Here is a 16,422-nt window from a genome sequence, read left to right as displayed (position 1 = left end):
CGCCGACCGGTGATCGCATCCGCCACCCATTGACACGGCAAAGCACTTTGCGTTACAAAGTAGCGAGGGCGGGAGCCCGGCGGGCGACGGTCGTCCGAGGAGAGGCGCACATGGACACGAGGATGCACCAGGACGCGGTCGACGACGACGGGCCCGCGCCCGACCCGCGCGAGATGCGCGCGCTCATGGAGGATCAGCGGCGGGTCGCGGTCGACGCGCAGACCGCGTTCGTCTGGAAGATGGAGGTGTGCTGGGGCGTCGCGTGGATCCTCGGCTACACCGCCCTCTGGCTCATCGACGGGTCGGATGCGGTGAGCCTGCCGTCGCCGGTGGCCGTCGGGATCTTCGCGGGGCTCATCGCTCTGTCGAGCATCGCGGGCATCGTGCTCGGCGTCCGCAACTCCCCGGGCCTCGCGACCACCGGCGAGGCACGCTGGCAGGGGCGCGTCTACGGGATCAGCTGGTCGGTGGCGATGATCTCGGTGTACGTGCTCGGCATCGGCCTCGCGTTCAACGACGCTCCGGACCGCCTGCTCGCGATCTTCTACACGTCGGGCTTCTCGTTCGTCGCCGGGCTCATGCTGCTGTCGACCGCCGCGCTGTTCCACTCGCGGTCGTCGCTGCTGCTCGGGTCGATCCTCGTGGTCGCGGCGCTCGCGGCGCCCTTCGCCGGTTACCCGGGCAACTACCTCGTGATGGCCGTCGTGGGCGGAGGGGCGTACCTCGTGACGGGGATCGTGGCCGCCCTGCTCGCCGGTCGCACGCGCCGCTCGCTGCGAGCCCGCCTTGGCTGACCTCGATCCCGTGATCCACGCGCAGGCCCGGCTCCGCATCGTGGCGTCGCTCGCGACGCTGGACGCGGGGGAGGCGCTCTCCTTCCCACGGCTTCAGGAGATCCTCGACATGACGGCCGGCAACCTGTCGACGCACCTCAGGAAGCTCGAGGACCCCGGGTACGTCGAGGTGCGGAAGACGCACGAGGGACGGCAGCCGGTGACCTACCTCGCGCTCACCACGGTGGGCCGACGCGCGTTCGAGGACTACCGGCAGGCGCTCACGGCGATGCTCGACGCGTAGGTCCGAAAGGCGCGGGGCCGTAGCGACGCCGAGGGCCCGCCGCGCTGCGTGCGCGACGGGCCCTCGGGGAGATGCGGATCCGGATCAGCTCGTGGCGGTCTCCAGCAGCGGCACGAGCTGGTCGAGCGCGTAGCCGGTGGAGAGCGTGGTGCCGATCGAGTAGGCCGACGAGACGTCGCCGTCGAGGACGATGGAGTGGCCGGCCGCGACCGCGGGGATCGCCTGCCACAGCGGGTCGTCGGTGATGACGGACTTGTCGATGAAGATCGGGAACGCCACGATCACGTCGGCGTCGAGCAGGTCGAGCTGCTCGGACGAGATGTCGACGGAGAAGCCGCCGGCGTTGACGGGGATCCCCGCGATGGTCGGGCTCTGCTCGAAGCCGAGGCGCTCGAGGAACGCGACGCGCTCGCTGCCCTCGGCGTAGGCGCCCCAGCCCTCGCTGGTCTTGGTGGCGGCGGTGGCCGTCTTGCCCTTCCAGTCCGGGTGCGCGGCCTCGACCTGGTCGAAGCGCTGGTCGACGGCGTCGAGGAGGGCGTCGCCCTGGTCCTCCCGGCCGAGGGCCTCGGCGACCATGTCGACCTGGTCCTCCATGTCGGTGAGGTAGCTGTCGGCGCCCTCGGGCACGCCAATCGTGGGCGCGATCTGCGAGAGGCGGTCGTAGCGGGCCTGGTCGCCGGAGCCCTTGGTGTCGAGGATGAGGTCGGGCTTGAGCGCCGCGATCGCCTCGTATGAGGGCTCGAGCGTCTCGATGATCTGCGGCTTCTGCGTGTAGAGGCCCTGCGCCCACGGGCCGACGCCGTCCGCGTCGGCGCCGAAGCCGAGCCAGTCGGACGCGCCGACGGGCTGGACGCCGAGCGCGAGCGCGGTCTCCGCGTCGCCCCAGCCGAGGGCGACGACGCGCTTCGGCTCGCTCGGCACGGTGACCGCGCCGAACTTGGTGTCGACGGTCGCGGGGAAGGCGCCGGTGGCGGATCCGGACGCGGGCGGAGCCGAGGCACCCGGGTCGGAGGAGGCGGTGCATCCGGTGAGGGCGAGCGTCGCGACGGTGAGCGCGACGAGCGCGGAGCCGGTGGTGGGGAACCTCATGGTGCGGGGCCTCTCGGGTGTTCGGGTGCGGGCTGACGGACCGGTGTGGATCCCGTCAGGCAAGGGCAGCCTAACCTAAGGGCACGGTAGGATCATCGGGCCATGTCGCTCCGGGTCCTCGCGCGCGCCTCCGCTCCCGACGCCCCAGAGGGCCGGGCGCGGAGCGGACCGACGCGCGCAGCGGGCCTGCTGCTGGCGCTCGGCGTGCTCGTGCTGGCGGCGCTCGCGAGCATCGCGATCGGCTCCCGGGACATCCCGCTCGGCGCCGTCGTCGACGCCCTCGCCGGCCGGCCGCGCGACCCGGCCGAGCTCGTCGTGATCACCGACCTCCGCATCCCGCGCACCCTCGCGGGCCTCGCCGCGGGCCTCGCGCTCGGGGTCGCGGGCGCGCTCATCCAGGCCGTCACGCGGAACCCGCTGGCGGATCCCGGCATCCTCGGCGTCACCGCCGGCTCGGCGTTCGCGGTCGCCATCGCGACGGGCGTGCTCGGCGTGACCGCCGTGAGCGGTTACCTGTGGTTCGCCTTCGGCGGGGCGCTGGTGGCGGCCGTGGTGGTCTACGTCGTGGGATCCGCGGGGCGCGGCGGCGGGGATCCGGTGCGCCTCACGCTGGCCGGCGTCGCCCTCGGCGCGGTGCTCGCGGGCATCACCTCGGGGATGCTGCTGGCCGACCCGCAGGGCTTCAGCGCGATGCGCGCGTGGGAGTCGGGCTCGCTGCAGGACCGCGGCTGGGACGCCCTCGCGCCGGTCGCGCCGTTCCTCGCGGCGGGCGTGCTGCTCGCCGCCCTCATCGCCCGGAGCCTCGACGCGGTCGCGCTCGGCGACGACCTCGCGCGCTCCCTCGGGGCGAACGTCGTCGTGGTGCGGGCCGTTGCCGTGGTCGCCGTGACGCTGCTCGCGGGGGGCGCCACCGCGATGGCCGGGCCGATCGCGTTCGTGGGGCTGATGATCCCGCACATCGCGCGCTGGATCGTCGGCCCCGACCAGCGCTGGATCCTCGCGTACACGATCGTGCTGGCGCCGGTGCTGCTGCTGGCGGCCGACATCGTGGGCCGGATCGTGCTGCGGCCGGCCGAGCTGCCCGCCGGGATCGTGACGGCCGTGCTGGGCGCACCCGTGCTGATCCTGCTCGTCCGCCGGCAGAGGGCGTCGGCGCTGTGAGCGCGCCCGCCCGCGCCGGCCGCCGCCCGTCCGCGACCCGATCCGCCGCCGCCAGGTCCGGCGCCGGGGTGGCCGGCACCATCCGCCTGCCCGTGGTGGGGATCCGCCTGCAGCGCCGCGAGGTGCTCGTCGGCGCGGCGCTCGCCGTCGCGACCGTCGCCCTCGCGCTGGTGGCGCTCGGCACCGGCGACTTCCCGCTCACGGTGCCCGAGGTGATCCGCGCGATGGCGCTCCCCGACGGCTCCTTCGCGTCCACCATCGTCCTCGAGTGGCGCCTGCCGCGCGTGCTCGCCGCGCTCGCGTTCGGCGCGGCGCTCGGGGTCGCGGGCGCCGTGTTCCAGTCGCTCACGCGCAACCCGCTCGGATCCCCGGACATCATCGGCTTCTCGACGGGCTCGTACACGGGCGCGCTGATCGTCACGACGCTGGCGGGCGCGGCCTTCCTGCCCACGGCGGTCGGCGCGCTCGCGGGCGGGCTCGGCACGGCGCTCGTCGTCTACCTGCTCGCATACCGTGGCGGCGTGCAGGGGTTCCGGCTGATCATCACGGGCATCGCCGTCACGGCCGTCCTGCACGGGGTCAACACGTTCCTGCTGCTGAAGGCGGGCACCGAGGTCGCCATGGCCGCGTCCATCTGGGGCGCCGGATCCCTCGCCCTCGTCGGCTGGGACCGTGCGCTGCCGGCCTTCGTCGCCGTCCTCTTGCTCGCGCCGGCGATCCTGCTGCTGTCCGCGCCGCTCCGGCAGCTCGAGCTCGGCGACGACGCCGCTCGAGCCCACGGCGTGCGGGCCGAGCCCACGCGCCTGGCGCTGCTGATCCTCGGGGTCGCCCTCACGGCGATCGTGACCGCTGCCGCAGGCCCCATCGCGTTCGTCGCGCTCGCGGCCCCGCAGATCGCCCGCCGCCTGACGCGGAGCGCCGGCCTGCCGCTCGCGCCGGCCGCGCTCACGGGCGGCCTGCTGCTCCTCGCCGCCGACTTCGCCGCCCAGCATGCGCTGCCCGGGACGGTGCCCGTCGGCATCGTCACGGTCGTCGTCGGCGGCGCCTACCTGATCGCGCTGCTGATCCGCGAGGCATCCCGCCGTGCCTGACGCCGCCGCCCCCGACCCGATGGGAGATCCACCCGTGGACGACACCGCCACCGACACCGCCCGGGCCGCCACCGCAGCGCCCGCCGCCCCGCGCATCCGCGCCGAGGGCGTCACGCTGTCCTACGACCGGCGGGTGATCTCCGAGGACCTCGATGTCTCCGTGCCCGACCGCTCGTTCACGGTGATCGTCGGCCCGAACGCGTGCGGGAAGTCGACCCTGCTCCGCGCCCTGTCGCGCCTGCTCGCGCCCACCGCGGGCGGCGTGCTCCTCGACGACCGGCCGCTGACGTCGTACCGGGCCAAGGAGGTCGCGCGGATCGTCGGCCTCCTCCCGCAGAGCGCCATCGCGCCCGACGGGATCACGGTGGCCGACCTCGTGGCGCGCGGCCGCTTCCCGCACCAGAACCTCATCCGCCAATGGACCCCGACCGACGAGGACGCCGTGCAGGAGGCCATGGCCGCCACCGGCGTCGCCGACCTCGCGGCCCGCCACGTCGACGAGCTGTCCGGCGGCCAGCGCCAGCGGGTGTGGGTCGCGATGGCGCTCGCGCAGCAGACGCCCGTGCTGCTCCTCGACGAGCCGACGACGTTCCTCGACATCGCCCACCAGATCGAGCTGCTCGACCTCCTGGCCGACCTGCATCGCGACGGCAGCACCATCGTCGCCGTGCTGCACGACCTCAACCACGCCGCCCGCTACGCCGACCACCTCATCGTGATGAAGGACGGCCGCGTCGTCTCCTCCGGCGCCCCGCGCGACATCGTCACGGCCGAGCTCGTGGAGGAGGTCTTCGGCCTCCCGTGCCTGGTGATCGACGACCCCGTCTCGCACACGCCGCTCATCGTGCCGCGCGGCGGCCGCTGGGCCTGAGCCCCGGACCCCGCGGGCCGGATCAGGCGGCCGGCGGGGAGGCCTCCGCGATCGACACCATCCAGTCGATCCCGTACCGGTCCGTGCACATGCCGAACCGCTCGCCCCACGGCGCGAGCTCGAGCGGCAGCACGATCGTGCCGTCAGCCGTGAGCGCGTCCCACCAGCCGTCGAGCACGACCGCGTCGTCGCCCGAGAGCGAGAGCGTGATGGCGGATCCGCTCGGCACGCCCATCGACGCCGGGGTGTCCGACGCCATGAGCACGAAGCCCGCGCGCGAGTCCAGCCGGCCGTGCATGACCTTGTCGGCCTCCGCCGGGTCCGGGCTCATGCCCTGCTCGCCGAAGGTGGTCATCGCGAGCTCGCCGCCGAACACCCCCTGGTAGAAGCGGAGCGCGTCGGCGGCCTGGTCGCGGAAGGACAGGTACGGGGTCATGATCGCGGACATGGGGGCGCTCCTCGGGTGACGGATCCCCGCGGTCGCACGGACCCTGTTGCGTCCCGATCCTGGCCCTGCCGTGCCCGCACCGCACCGTGACGCCGGGGGAGGGTGCCGTGGGCGGCTACAGGCCCTGGATCTTCACGCCCGACGTGTCGTCCACGCTCACGCGCCACCCCACGCTGAACGGCACGTCCTCGTCGAGGTCCTTCACGCTGCCGTCGTAGAGCGAGCGGACGGGCACCTGGATGTGCGCGGTGCCGACGGTCGACGGCACCACCCAGTCGAGGTCCGCGGGGTCGTCGCTCGCCGGCTGCAGGGTGATCTGCGGCATGGCCGTCATGCTCCACACGGGCGGCGCGGTGATCCGGTCGCGGATCGTCTTCCCGAACGGGCAGCCCGACGGGAAGAGCACGGCCTGCGTCGTGCACTCCGTCAGGTACGCCTCGACCTCGGACTGCACGGAGGCGACGAGGTCGTCGGTCGGCTCGGCGTCGATGCGCGCCGGCACGACGCTGCCGGGCTCCGTGACCGCGACCTCGGCGTCCGCGGACTGGAGGTACTCGGACGCGTGGTCGAGCGCGAGGGAGGCGGGCGCGAGCACGAGGTACGTGGATCCGGCACCCGCTGCCGTCTCGCCGCCCGGAGTCGCCGCGACGGCGACCCCGTTGGCCGTGAACGTGGAGGCGTGCCGCAGCTCGAGGTCGACGGATGCGACCGGGCTCGTCGCGAACTCCCACCGCGCGAAGAGACCGAGTGCAGCGGGGGTCTCGCGCACGCGGAACTCGGTGGATCCGGGCCCCGACGGCAGCGTGTAGGAGTACGTGACCGCGCGCTCGCCGCCGCCCGCGGGCTCGTCCGAGACCAGCTCCACGTCGGCGAGGCCGGACATCGCACGGGCGTCGAGGAGGGCGCGGCTGCCGTCCTCCGGCAGCACGACGCCGGGGGTCGCGAGCGCGTCGCGGCTGTCCTCGCGGGCGAGCGCGTCGAGGTAGGAGCGCACGAAGCCGTGGGCGCTGTAGGTGCCCTGGTTGAGCGCGGCGACGGTGCCGAGGAACGCGCCGACGAGGAGCGCCGCGAGGAGGGACCAGACGACGACGGCCCGACGGAGCTCGCCGCGCGCGTCGACGGCGGGGCTCGGCATGCGGATCATCCTACGGGCGGGGGATCCGCGCCTCCCCGTCGCGGGGCCGGGGTAGATTCGAGTGCGCATCCGCGCCGCGCCGCCGCCGTCGATCCGCGCGGCATCCACCCTCGACCCGCCAGGAGCCCCGCGTGAGCACGGTCCCCCTCTCCCCGGAGCAGGCCGCGGTCTTCCAGGCCATCGAGGGCACGCGCGACCACATCTTCGTCACGGGCCGGGCAGGCACCGGCAAGTCGACCCTCCTCACGCACCTGTCGTGGAACACCGAGAAGCAGATCGTGATCTGCGCGCCCACGGGCGTCGCGGCGCTCAACGTCGGCGGCCAGACCATCCACTCGCTGTTCAAGCTGCCCATCGGGGTCATCGCCGACGAGGAGATCGAGCAGACCGGCGAGCTGCGGAAGCTCCTCAACACCATCGACACGCTCGTCATCGACGAGGTCTCCATGGTCAACGCGGATCTCGTCGACGCCATCGACCGCAGCCTCCGCCAGGCCCGCCACAAGAAGGACGTGCCGTTCGGCGGCGTGCAGGTCGTGCTGTTCGGGGATCCGTACCAGCTGGCCCCCGTGCCGGGCGACGGCGACGAGCGCGCCTACTTCGCCGACCGCTACCGCTCCATGTGGTTCTTCGACGCGAAGGTGTGGGAGGAGGCGCAGCTGCGGATCTACGAGCTCACCGAGATCCACCGGCAGCACGAGGAGGCGTTCAAGGAGATGCTCAACGCCGTGCGCCACGGTCGCGTCACGGCGGAGATCGCGGGCGTCCTCAACGCCGCGGGCGCGCGTCCCGCCCCCACCGACGGCGCCATCACGCTGGCCACGCGCAACGACACCGTGAACCGGATCAACGCCGAGGCCCTCAAGCGCCTGCCCGGCCGCTCGCTCACCGCCACCGCCGACGTCACGGGCGACTTCGGCGGACGCACGTACCCGGCCGACGAGAAGCTCGACCTCAAGATCGGCGCGCAGGTGATGTTCCTCCGCAACGACGTCGACCAGCGCTGGGTCAACGGATCCGTCGGCGTGGTCACGCGCATCGACACCAACGTGTACGTGGAGCTCGACGGCGTCGTGCACGAGGTCGAGCCGGTCACGTGGGAGAAGCACAAGTACTCGTACTCGCCCACGACGAAGCAGCTGCGGCGCGACGTCGTGGCCGACTTCACGCAGTTCCCGCTGCGGCTCGCGTGGGCGGTCACCATCCACAAGTCGCAGGGCAAGACGTACGACCGGGCGATCGTGGATCTGGGTGCGCGCGTGTTCAGCCCCGGGCAGACCTACGTGGCGCTCAGCCGGATCACCGACATCGACGGCCTGTTCCTCACGCGGCCGCTGCGCCCGGGCGACATCATCGTCGACGAGAACGTGCGGCGGTTCATGAGCGAGGCGACCAGGATCCGCGTGACGCCGGCGGTGGCGCCCGCGAGCTGACCCCGAGGGCCATGGCTGGCGGGGGCCGGCTCAGTGGCCGGAGTGCTCGCCCTGGATGCCGTCGAGGTCGATGGAGCTGTGCTGGCCGTGCGGGACGGCGAACTCGCCGGCGCGCGTGAGCGAGAGGGCCGGGGTGACGAGGCCCGCGACGACGAAGGCGCCCACGAGCACGCCGACGAGGTAGCGGCCGCCCGTGCGCTCGGGCTCGGGACCCATGGGGGAGGCGTCCCCGGCGCTGGCGGCGGTCGGCAGCGCGGAGGCCACGACGGCGGGCGACGCGGCGGCGGACGGGAGCGGGGCGCCGGATCCGACGAGCGCGACGTCGGCCGGGAACGTGGCCTCGACGGCCGTGCACGCGGCCTGGGCCTCGGACTCGGCGCGGGAGCGCAGGTGGCGGCCGACGACCGCGGCGACCACGAGGTCGAGCAGGGTGGCGGCGAGCATGGGGATCGCGGGCAGGTCGCTCGTGATGCCGGGGGCGGACATGACGACCGCCGCGGTCACGAGGAGCGCCCAGCCGGCGACCGGGACGAGCGCGCCGAGGGCGGCCCAACCCGGGAGCGGGAGGCGGTCGGAGCGGAGGACCGCGATGGCCCACGCGCCCTCGGCGAGGCCGATGAGGAGGAGGGCCACCATGGCCGCGGGCGGTGATCCCGCGCCGACGGCGAGGTGGATGAGCGCGGCGCCCAGGGCGGCGAGGGCCAGCCAGTGGCGGATGAGCAGTGACACGTGCTGGTCCCTTCGTCGTCCCGGGCGCCGCGGGTGGTGCGGTGCTGCGTGCTGTCGTGCGGTGGTGCTGTCGTGCGGGTGCTGGTGATGCGTTGCGTGACGCGCCCGGTGCAGCGGCGCGGCGGGTGCGCTGCCTAGGCGGCGCGGGCGGCGCGGTTGCGCACGCCCTTCTCGGCGCCGAGGCCCACGATCAGCAGCACGACGGCGCTGCCGAGGTGCAGGAAGTGGTCCGCGGTGTTGAGCGCGAGGATGTTGAAGTCGGTGTTCACGAGGAAGAAGCCGACGATGCCGAGGGCGAGGTACGCGAATCCGATGGTGGAGTTCACGGCCTTGGCCGACGCGACGCTGGAGAGGCCGCCGATGAGGAGGGCCGCGCCGATGAGGAGGTGGGCCACGTTGTGGAACGGGTTCACCATGAAGATCCCGAGCAGCAGGCCGCCGTCGGAGGAGAAGAAGCCCCCGCTCTGCGGCGGGAACAAGAAGCCGAGAAGGCCGACGAGGACGTAGACGGCGCCGAAGACGGTGCCGAGCAGGCGGTTCGGGGATGAGCTCATGATGGTGCCTCCACTGGTAGGGAAGAGCCGGGGTTCTCCCAGGCTCCCTACATTCGTACCGCGTAAGCGACCGGATTGGTGCCGATGTGACACTGATCGGTCACGGGTTTCCGAGATGCTCGAGCAGGAACGTCTCAGTACGGCGGTAGGCGAGGGCCGCGGCGTCGGGGTCGAAGCGGTCGCGGAGGCTGGCATCGGGGAACACGGGGGTCGTGCCGGGGTAGGTGTGCGAGGCGATGGGGGTGCCGTGCTCGCGGAGCCGGCCGATGAACTCCTCGGGCCGCTGGTCGTCGATCCACTCGTCGTGCTCGGCGAGGTGGAGGAGCACCGCGCACGGGATGACGCCGTGCTCCTGGGGGCCGAGGCTCGCGCAGTAGGCGACGACCGCGTCGGCGCCGCCGTCCTGCGCCTCGAGGAGCGCGAGCCAGCCGCCGGGCGCGAAGCCGACGAGTCCCACGTGCCGGGATCCGCGGGCGCGCGCCGAGTCGATGCCGTCGCGGATCGTGCCGAGGGCGAACCCGACGTCGAGCTCGGCGGCGAGGCCCGCGGCGAGGCCGTCGTCGAGGGTGGCGCGGCCGTCGTAGAGGTCGGGCACGAGCACGTGGAAGCCGGCGCGGGCGAGCGCGAGCGCGTACTGGTCGAGCCAGGGGAGGCGGCCGTGGTCGTCGTGGACGAGCACGACCACGGGGCTGCCGGGTTCTCCGAATTCGAGGGTGGCTCCGGGATGCGGCAGGTCGACGATCTCGGGCATGGGGAGAACCTATCGTCGGCCCCTCCGACGCCGCGCCGTGGAGGAGGATCGTCGCATGGGATACCGCAACCGCATCGCCGCCGCCACGACCGCCCTCGTCATCGCCGCAGCGCTCGCCGGCTGCTCCACACCGCCGCGCACCACCGACGACGCCGCCAGCCCCAGCGCCGACGCGGCCGCTCCCTCCGAGACGGAGTCGCAGGGCTGGAACCGCGCCGACCTGTCCTTCGCCGAGGAGATGGGCGACCACGCCGCGGGATCCGTCGAGCTCGCCGTGGCCGCGCTGCAGGTGCGCGACCTGCCGCCGGGTGCGCAGGAGCTGGCCGCGCAGATCCGCGACGAGCAGGGGCCGCAGGCCAGGACGCTCGCGGAGCTCGCCGAGGAGTGGTCGGGCGAGGAGGGCGGATCCGGCGCCACCGGCACCGAGGACCGCGACGAGGCGGGCGGCGTCTCGGCCGGCAGCGGATCCGAGGACGGCAGCGCCGACGGCGGCGCGAGCGGCGGCGCATCCGCAGCCGACACCGAGGCGATGAGCGACGTCGCGTTCGACTCCGAGCTGCAGGTGCTCAAGCGGGCGACCGGCACGGACGCCGGCCGGCTGTTCCTGCAGGGGATGATCGCCCGGCACCAGGCCGCGATCGATCTGGCCGACGGGGAGGCGCAGCTCGGCACGTCGACCGAGGCGCTCGAGCTGGCGGGCGCGATGGCGGCGGCCCAGGGCGACCAGCTCACGAAGATGCGCGCGCTGCTGGAGTCGTTCGGCGGCTGACCTCCGGTGCGCGACGCGAGGGCCCGGCGCGGATCGCGTCGGGCCCTCGGGCGTGTCGTGTCGTGTCGCGGTGCCGCGGTGCCGCGGTGCCGCTGTGCGCTGTGCCGCTCGGGCGTCAGGCGGCCGGGCGGAGGAAGGCGGCGGCTGCGGCGGCGAGGTGCCCCGGGTCGTCGGCGCCGCACAACTCGCGAGCCGAGTGCATCGAGAGCAGCGGGATCCCGACGTCGACCGTGCGGATCCCGAGCCGCGTCGCCGTGATCGGCCCGATGGTCGAGCCGCACGGCACCGCGTTGCTGGAGACGAACTCCTGGGTAGGGACGCCCGCGCGCTCGCAGGCCAGCGCCCACTCGCGCGCGCCGACGCCGTCCGTCGCGTAGCGCTGGTTCGCGTTGATCTTCAGCAGCGGGCCCCCGTTCGGCACCGGCCGGTTGGCCGGGTCGTGGCGGTCGGGGTAGTTCGGGTGCACCGCGTGGCCCGCGTCGGCGGAGAGGCACCAGGAGGAGGCGAACGCACGGCGGCGGTCCTCCGAGGAGGCGCCGAGGCCGGCGGAGACGCGGCCGAGCACGTCCTCGAGGATGGGGCCGGCGGCGCCCGACGCGGTCGCGGATCCGACCTCCTCGTGGTCGAAGGCGGCGAGCACCGCGATGGGCGCGTCCGGGTCCTCGTCCGCGGCGGCGGCGAGCTCGAGCAGGGCGGCGAGGCCGGCGTGCACGGAGCTGAGGTTGTCCATGCGGCCGGCGGCGAAGAGCTCGCCCGCGAGGCCGAGGGATCCGGGCGCCTGCGTGTCCGCGACGCCCACGTCGTAGCCGAGCACGTCATCGGAAGTGACACCCGCGAGCCCGGCCAGGTGTCCGAGGACGTCGGCGTCGGCGGGGGAGCCCGTGCCGAGGATCGGGGACATGTGGCGCTGCGGATCCAGTCGCAGCCCGTCCGTGTTGACGCCGCGGTCGAGGTGCACGGCGAGCTGCGGGAAGCGCAGGAGCGGGCCGGTGCGGACGAGGTGGCGGGAACCGTCGCGCATCACGAGGCGCCCGGCGAGCTCGAGGTCGCGGTCGAGCCAGGAGTTGAGGAGCGGGCCGCCGTAGACCTCGACGCCGGCCTGCAGCCATCCGTCGGATCCGATGGTGGGCTTCGGCTTCAGCTTGAAGCCGGGGGAGTCGGTGTGGGCGCCGAGCACGCGGAAGGGCGTGATGGCGTGCGCGCCGGCCGGCTGGATCCACGCGAGGAGCGCGCCGTCGCGGACGATGAACCGCCGGCCGGCGCCGGTGGGCCAGGCGTCGCGCTCGTCGAGTCGGGCGAAGCCCGCCGCCTCGAGGCGGCGCGCGCCCTCCTCGGCCGCGTGGAAGGAGGAGGGGGAGGCCTGGATGAAGCGGCCGAGGTCCGCGAGGTGCGCGCGGCGATCGGCCGGCATCAGTAGCCGCTCGATCCGAGCGCGCCGTTCTCGGGCGTCTGCACCGGACCCGCCAGCACGACCGCGCTGCCCGAGACGCCGAGGCGCGTGGCACCGGCCTCGATCATCTGCACGGCGGTCTCGTAGGTGCGGATCCCGCCGGACGCCTTGACGCCGGCCCTGCCGTCGACCGTGCGGCTCATCAGCTCGACCGCATGGACGGTCGCGCCGCCGGTGGGGTGGAAGCCCGTGGAGGTCTTGACGAAGTCGGCCCCGGCGGCGACGGCCGCCTGGCAGACGGCGACGATCTGGTCGTCGTCGAGCGCCGCGGACTCGATGATCACCTTGAGCACGGCCGGCGTGGGGACGGCGTCGCGCACGGCGCGGATGTCGGCCTCGACGTCGGCGAAGCGGCCCTCGCGGGCGGCGCCCACGTCGATCACCATGTCGACCTCGTCGGCGCCCTGGCGGATCGAGAGCGCGGCCTCGGCGGCCTTGACCTCGCTGTGGTGCTTGCCGCTCGGGAAGCCGCAGACCACGGCGACCTTCAGGTCGGATCCCGCGGGCAGCTCGAGCGGGAGCATCGAGGGCGAGACGCACACGGAGTAGGTGCCGAGCTCGACGGCCTCTGCGACGAGCGCGGCGACCTCGTCGCGCGTGGCCTCGGGCTTCAGGAGCGTGTGGTCGATGATGCGGGCGATCGCGGCCGTGTCGGTCGCGGGCGTGGACGGGCTGGTGCTCATGCGGGATTCCTCACCTCGTGCGGGACCTCGATCCTACGGCGGGGGTGCGGATCGGCCCGGCCGGACGGGGGTCAGCCGCCGACGGTCCGCGCCGGTAGCGTCGATGCGTGATCTCCGACGGCACGACCACCGCGCTCCTGTACGTGGCCCTCGCGGCCCTGGCCGTGGGGATCGTGCTCCAGGTGATCGGCGCGATCAAGGGGATCCGCGCCCACGGCACCGGGAGGGTCGGGCTCTTCGCCCAGCCCGTCCGCCCGTGGACGCTCGCGTCGCTCGGTGCGCTCGCGGTCAGCGTGCTCTGCTGCCTGCCGATCGTCTGGAGCTAGAGGAGCGCGACGGCTCCGCGGATCAGGAGTAGTCGGCGCCCGGGATGCCGGCGGGACGGTAGACGTAGCCGTCCGCGTCGGCGTCGAGCTCCCACACGACCTCCTCCTCGCTGAGCGAGGTGGCGCGGACGAAGCTCTTCACGGGCTCGCCGTTGATGAGCTCGACCTCGGTCTCCTCCGTGCCATCGGGGCCGACCAGCTGTGCGGTGTACGTCGAATCAGTCATGGTCCGACCCTACGACCGTCGGCGCGCGACGACCGGGCCGGCCGCATCCGCGCGACCCCTGCGCAGGTCGGCGACGGCGCCCTCCCCAGCGGCGATCCATTACCACATGCGGATCCCCCTTCCGGACGAGGCGATCCCAGCCGACAACGCTGGCATAGTGGGTGGGCACGGCCGAAGCTCAGCGCCGCTCTCTGGCCCCCTCTCCGTCGGCGCGGGGCCCGAGAGCTCATGAGGGGAACACGGGATCGATCATGGGGACGTTCAAGTACGACTCGACGCTGACGGCGGAGTTCGATGACCGCCTTCTCGCCCACCTGCAGCTCGTCATCGGCGCGAAGCTGCGCCGCGGGGAGAACTTCTACTTCTCCTGGCGCGACGACGTGGAGGTGGGCGACGGACGCACGACCATCTGGATGCACAACTCCCTGCCGCTGGTGTTCAAGTACCACGGCAGCCGCGTGCCGCCCATCAACCGCAAGTGGGTGGACGCCCTCATGACCACGGCGAACAGCCCCGGCGGCCTGCTCATCATGCGGGAGCCTCCCGAGGACGAGCCGCGCGACGACGCGCGCTGATCCCGCACGACGGCGTGGGTCCGCGTACCCGCGGTTAGTCCGGCTCCCCTTCCCGTGTCAACCCCCGGCTTCGCATTCGGGCGGATCCGTGGCGCCTGGCATCGTGAGAGCGGGCCACGCGGGCGCGTCGCCCGATGAGAGGGACGCGATGCAGGACACCGGCACCGATGACGCGGGTGATCTGGTCCAGTCCTCCGAGAGCGAGACCCTTCCGGTGCGACCCGCGGGCCCGGGCCGCAGCCCCACCGAGCAGGCCCGCTTCGTGGCCGGCTACTTCGGCTGGTCCATAGCGGGCGACACCATCCGAGGCGCCGACGCCGCCGTCGCCCTCTACATCGAGGACCTCGCCATCGCGCTCGGCGAGCTCGGCTGGATCACCCCGACCGGCATCCGCTGGGAGCGCCTGCCCTACGACGATCACGAGGCTGCCGAGGCCCTCCGCGAGGTGCAGCGCGCCCGAGGTTGGGACGTCTGACCTCGTCGTTCCCGCGCATCCGCCGGGAGTGATGACGGGGGACTGTGCATTTCCTCGCGTGGGGAGCACACTGTCCGCACGAGGCCGTCGCGGGCTCGGGCGCTTGAGGGTTGTCGAGAGTCCTCCTATGCAGTCCGGACCGTCATCACCGGTCTTCAGATCCGCCCCGGTGCGGTCGTGTCGTGGACGACCGACTCCCCGGGGCGGATCGTCTGAGCGCGTGTCGACCTCGCGCTCGCCGCACTCCGCCCGCCGCGCCCGGGCGTCCCTGCTCCCTGGACGACTTCTGACCTTCGCTTGGCGGACAGCCCGCGAGGGCGTTGTGTGGAGGAGCGCGCGTCCCACGAGGATCCGCGCCCGAAGACGAAGGAGCACGATGAAGGCACTCACCTGGCAGGGCATCCACGACGTCGAGGTCAAGGAGGTCGCCGACCCCGTGATCGAGCAGGACACCGACGCGGTGATCCGCATCACGTCGACCGCGATCTGCGGATCCGACCTCCACCTCTACGAGGTCTTCGGCCCGTTCCTCGAGAAGGACGACGTGCTCGGCCACGAGAACATGGGCGTCGTCGAGCAGGTCGGCAGCGCCGTCACGAAGCTCAAGGTCGGCGACCGCGTCGTCGTCCCCTTCGTCATCGCGTGCCACGACTGCTTCATGTGCGACCGCGGCCTCTTCACGCAGTGCGAGACCACGCAGGTCAAGGCGCAGGGCAGCGGCGCCGCGCTCTACGGCTTCAGCGAGATGTACGGATCCATCCCCGGCGGCCAGGCCGAGCGCCTCCGCATGCCGCTCGCCGACGTCAACGCGATCGTCGTGAACTCCGAGCTCCCCGACGAGCGCTACCTCTTCCTCAGCGACATCCTCCCCACCGCCTGGCAGGGCGTGCAGTACGCGAACGTGCCCGAGGGCGGCACGCTGGGGGTCATGGGCCTCGGCCCGGTCGGCCAGTTCGCGGCCCGCATCGGCAAGCACCTCGGCTACCGCGTCATCGCGGTGGATCCCGTCCCCGAGCGCCGCGCCATGGCCGAGCGCCACGGCATCGAGACCCTCGACCTCACCGACGACGTGGCCGACAAGCTGCGCGAGATGGTCGACGGCCGCGGGCCCGACGCCATGGTCGAGGCCGTCGGCATGGAGGCGCACGGCAGCCCCGCCGCCTCCTTCGCGCAGAAGGCCGCGGGCCTGCTGCCCGACGGCATCGCGAAGAAGGTCATGGACGTCGCGAGCGTCGACCGCCTCGCCGCTCTGCACACGGCCTTCGACGCGGTCCGCCGCGGCGGCACCGTCTCCATCTCGGGCGTCTACGGCGGCGAGGCCGACCCGCTGCCCATGAAGTCGCTCTTCGACAAGCAGATCGCGATCCGCATGGGCCAGTGCAACGTCCAGTACTGGATCGAGGACCTGCTGCCCCTCGTCGAGGACCCGTCCGACCCGCTCGGCGTCCTCGACCTCGTCACGCACTCCGTGCCGCTCAGCGAGGCGGCGCACATGTACGAGATCTTCCAGAAGAAGGAGGACGGCTGCATCAAGGTGGTGCTGAAGCCGTAGCCTCCGAGCTCGAACGACGACGGCCGC

Annotated in this window: 20 protein-coding genes; 11 read left to right on the top strand and 9 right to left on the bottom strand. The window is 73.2% G+C overall.

Annotated features, from left to right (window positions below; genetic code table 11):
* Positions 1-110: 110 nt before the first annotated feature.
* A complete protein-coding gene (locus tag KYT88_RS15370) occupies positions 111-794 on the top strand; it encodes a hypothetical protein (RefSeq protein WP_043583701.1) in 684 nt (227 codons plus the stop codon).
* On the top strand, positions 787-1,077 hold the full coding sequence (locus tag KYT88_RS15365; RefSeq protein ID WP_043583703.1) for a transcriptional regulator: 291 nt from the start codon (positions 787-789) through the stop codon (positions 1,075-1,077). Before KYT88_RS15370 ends, KYT88_RS15365 begins: the two co-directional genes overlap by 8 nt.
* Before the next feature lie 84 nt (positions 1,078-1,161).
* Here KYT88_RS15365 and KYT88_RS15360 read toward each other — a convergent pair whose 3' ends face one another.
* Complete coding sequence (locus KYT88_RS15360) at positions 1,162-2,166, bottom strand: iron-siderophore ABC transporter substrate-binding protein (RefSeq protein ID WP_043583705.1); 1,005 nt, start codon at positions 2,164-2,166, stop codon at positions 1,162-1,164.
* A 102-nt stretch (positions 2,167-2,268) separates the two neighbouring features.
* Between KYT88_RS15360 and KYT88_RS15355 the strand changes: the two genes are divergently transcribed.
* Genes KYT88_RS15355 through KYT88_RS15345 form a run of 3 tightly spaced genes read left to right on the top strand, consistent with a single transcriptional unit; the run spans position 2,269 to position 5,289 of the window.
* Positions 2,269-3,327 (top strand): FecCD family ABC transporter permease, encoded by a 1,059-nt coding sequence (locus KYT88_RS15355; RefSeq protein ID WP_051629202.1) that lies wholly within the window; start codon positions 2,269-2,271, stop codon positions 3,325-3,327.
* Positions 3,324-4,418: a FecCD family ABC transporter permease gene (locus KYT88_RS15350; protein WP_043583707.1), complete on the top strand. Its 1,095-nt coding sequence runs from the start codon at positions 3,324-3,326 to the stop codon at positions 4,416-4,418. Before KYT88_RS15355 ends, KYT88_RS15350 begins: the two co-directional genes overlap by 4 nt.
* Positions 4,419-4,437: 19 nt before the next feature.
* On the top strand, positions 4,438-5,289 hold the full coding sequence (locus KYT88_RS15345) for an ABC transporter ATP-binding protein (protein WP_043584142.1): 852 nt from the start codon (positions 4,438-4,440) through the stop codon (positions 5,287-5,289).
* 22 nt (positions 5,290-5,311) lie between these two features.
* Here KYT88_RS15345 and KYT88_RS15340 read toward each other — a convergent pair whose 3' ends face one another.
* Together KYT88_RS15340 and KYT88_RS15335 are read right to left on the bottom strand one after the other, a co-directional pair.
* On the bottom strand, positions 5,312-5,737 hold the full coding sequence (locus KYT88_RS15340) for a VOC family protein (RefSeq protein WP_043583708.1): 426 nt from the start codon (positions 5,735-5,737) through the stop codon (positions 5,312-5,314).
* Between the two features lie 115 nt (positions 5,738-5,852).
* Positions 5,853-6,872, bottom strand: a complete 1,020-nt coding sequence (locus KYT88_RS15335; protein ID WP_043584144.1) for a hypothetical protein — start codon at positions 6,870-6,872, stop codon at positions 5,853-5,855.
* A gap of 131 nt (positions 6,873-7,003) precedes the next feature.
* On the opposite strand from KYT88_RS15335, the gene KYT88_RS15330 reads away from it, so the two are divergent.
* Positions 7,004-8,305: an ATP-dependent DNA helicase gene (locus tag KYT88_RS15330; RefSeq protein ID WP_012039613.1), complete on the top strand. Its 1,302-nt coding sequence runs from the start codon at positions 7,004-7,006 to the stop codon at positions 8,303-8,305.
* Positions 8,306-8,335: 30 nt separating this feature from the next.
* Here KYT88_RS15330 and KYT88_RS15325 read toward each other — a convergent pair whose 3' ends face one another.
* The 3 genes from KYT88_RS15325 to KYT88_RS15315 form a co-directional block, all read right to left on the bottom strand.
* Entirely contained in the window at positions 8,336-9,034 is a 699-nt protein-coding gene (locus KYT88_RS15325) for a hypothetical protein (protein WP_043583710.1), read from the bottom strand.
* Between the two features lie 134 nt (positions 9,035-9,168).
* Positions 9,169-9,588, bottom strand: coding sequence for a DUF4383 domain-containing protein (locus tag KYT88_RS15320; protein ID WP_043583712.1), 420 nt, complete (start codon positions 9,586-9,588; stop codon positions 9,169-9,171).
* 100 nt (positions 9,589-9,688) lie between these two features.
* Positions 9,689-10,339, bottom strand: coding sequence for a dienelactone hydrolase family protein (locus KYT88_RS15315; RefSeq protein WP_043583714.1), 651 nt, complete (start codon positions 10,337-10,339; stop codon positions 9,689-9,691).
* A gap of 55 nt (positions 10,340-10,394) precedes the next feature.
* Between KYT88_RS15315 and KYT88_RS15310 the strand changes: the two genes are divergently transcribed.
* Positions 10,395-11,108: a DUF305 domain-containing protein gene (locus tag KYT88_RS15310; protein ID WP_043583716.1), complete on the top strand. Its 714-nt coding sequence runs from the start codon at positions 10,395-10,397 to the stop codon at positions 11,106-11,108.
* A 115-nt stretch (positions 11,109-11,223) separates the two neighbouring features.
* Here the strand turns inward: KYT88_RS15310 and KYT88_RS15305 are convergent, their stop codons facing one another.
* Positions 11,224-12,519, bottom strand: a complete 1,296-nt coding sequence (locus tag KYT88_RS15305) for a M18 family aminopeptidase (RefSeq protein WP_043583718.1) — start codon at positions 12,517-12,519, stop codon at positions 11,224-11,226.
* Positions 12,519-13,241, bottom strand: coding sequence for a deoxyribose-phosphate aldolase (gene deoC / locus KYT88_RS15300; protein ID WP_043583720.1), 723 nt, complete (start codon positions 13,239-13,241; stop codon positions 12,519-12,521). The genes KYT88_RS15305 and deoC overlap by 1 nt, the downstream gene beginning before the upstream one ends.
* Before the next feature lie 107 nt (positions 13,242-13,348).
* On the opposite strand from deoC, the gene KYT88_RS15295 reads away from it, so the two are divergent.
* Positions 13,349-13,567, top strand: coding sequence for a hypothetical protein (locus KYT88_RS15295; protein ID WP_043583721.1), 219 nt, complete (start codon positions 13,349-13,351; stop codon positions 13,565-13,567).
* A gap of 22 nt (positions 13,568-13,589) precedes the next feature.
* Here the strand turns inward: KYT88_RS15295 and KYT88_RS15290 are convergent, their stop codons facing one another.
* Positions 13,590-13,793, bottom strand: a complete 204-nt coding sequence (locus tag KYT88_RS15290; protein ID WP_043583726.1) for a hypothetical protein — start codon at positions 13,791-13,793, stop codon at positions 13,590-13,592.
* A 251-nt stretch (positions 13,794-14,044) separates the two neighbouring features.
* Between KYT88_RS15290 and KYT88_RS15285 the strand changes: the two genes are divergently transcribed.
* The 3 genes from KYT88_RS15285 (at position 14,045) to KYT88_RS15275 (ending at position 16,395) form a co-directional block, all read left to right on the top strand.
* Positions 14,045-14,368: a DUF7882 family protein gene (locus tag KYT88_RS15285; RefSeq protein WP_012039605.1), complete on the top strand. Its 324-nt coding sequence runs from the start codon at positions 14,045-14,047 to the stop codon at positions 14,366-14,368.
* Between the two features lie 148 nt (positions 14,369-14,516).
* The gene (locus tag KYT88_RS15280) at positions 14,517-14,843 is read left to right on the top strand and encodes a hypothetical protein (protein ID WP_043583729.1); all 327 of its coding nucleotides are present in this window, start codon (positions 14,517-14,519) and stop codon (positions 14,841-14,843) included.
* 376 nt (positions 14,844-15,219) lie between these two features.
* Positions 15,220-16,395: a zinc-dependent alcohol dehydrogenase gene (locus KYT88_RS15275; RefSeq protein ID WP_043583731.1), complete on the top strand. Its 1,176-nt coding sequence runs from the start codon at positions 15,220-15,222 to the stop codon at positions 16,393-16,395.
* Positions 16,396-16,422 lie beyond the last annotated feature (27 nt).

Origin of the sequence: Clavibacter sp. A6099 (genome assembly GCF_021919125.1) — a bacterium.
Lineage (GTDB): Bacteria > Actinomycetota > Actinomycetes > Actinomycetales > Microbacteriaceae > Clavibacter > Clavibacter seminis.
This window is presented reverse-complemented; position numbering and strand designations above follow the sequence as displayed.

What these genes read in the sequence shown, in the direction of transcription:
- KYT88_RS15305 (WP_043583718.1), bottom strand. Translation starts at nt 12,519, where the DNA reads ATGCCGGCCGATCGCCGCGCGCACCTCGCGGACCTCGGCCGCTTCATC.
- KYT88_RS15310 (WP_043583716.1), top strand. Translation starts at nt 10,395, where the DNA reads ATGGGATACCGCAACCGCATCGCCGCCGCCACGACCGCCCTCGTCATC.
- KYT88_RS15355 (WP_051629202.1), top strand. Translation starts at nt 2,269, where the DNA reads ATGTCGCTCCGGGTCCTCGCGCGCGCCTCCGCTCCCGACGCCCCAGAG.
- KYT88_RS15370 (WP_043583701.1), top strand. Translation starts at nt 111, where the DNA reads ATGGACACGAGGATGCACCAGGACGCGGTCGACGACGACGGGCCCGCG.
- KYT88_RS15345 (WP_043584142.1), top strand. Translation starts at nt 4,438, where the DNA reads ATGGGAGATCCACCCGTGGACGACACCGCCACCGACACCGCCCGGGCC.
- KYT88_RS15320 (WP_043583712.1), bottom strand. Translation starts at nt 9,588, where the DNA reads ATGAGCTCATCCCCGAACCGCCTGCTCGGCACCGTCTTCGGCGCCGTC.
- KYT88_RS15315 (WP_043583714.1), bottom strand. Translation starts at nt 10,339, where the DNA reads ATGCCCGAGATCGTCGACCTGCCGCATCCCGGAGCCACCCTCGAATTC.
- KYT88_RS15285 (WP_012039605.1), top strand. Translation starts at nt 14,045, where the DNA reads ATGGGGACGTTCAAGTACGACTCGACGCTGACGGCGGAGTTCGATGAC.
- KYT88_RS15275 (WP_043583731.1), top strand. Translation starts at nt 15,220, where the DNA reads ATGAAGGCACTCACCTGGCAGGGCATCCACGACGTCGAGGTCAAGGAG.
- deoC (WP_043583720.1), bottom strand. Translation starts at nt 13,241, where the DNA reads ATGAGCACCAGCCCGTCCACGCCCGCGACCGACACGGCCGCGATCGCC.
- KYT88_RS15340 (WP_043583708.1), bottom strand. Translation starts at nt 5,737, where the DNA reads ATGTCCGCGATCATGACCCCGTACCTGTCCTTCCGCGACCAGGCCGCC.
- KYT88_RS15335 (WP_043584144.1), bottom strand. Translation starts at nt 6,872, where the DNA reads ATGCCGAGCCCCGCCGTCGACGCGCGCGGCGAGCTCCGTCGGGCCGTC.
- KYT88_RS15280 (WP_043583729.1), top strand. Translation starts at nt 14,517, where the DNA reads ATGCAGGACACCGGCACCGATGACGCGGGTGATCTGGTCCAGTCCTCC.
- KYT88_RS15290 (WP_043583726.1), bottom strand. Translation starts at nt 13,793, where the DNA reads ATGACTGATTCGACGTACACCGCACAGCTGGTCGGCCCCGATGGCACG.
- KYT88_RS15360 (WP_043583705.1), bottom strand. Translation starts at nt 2,166, where the DNA reads ATGAGGTTCCCCACCACCGGCTCCGCGCTCGTCGCGCTCACCGTCGCG.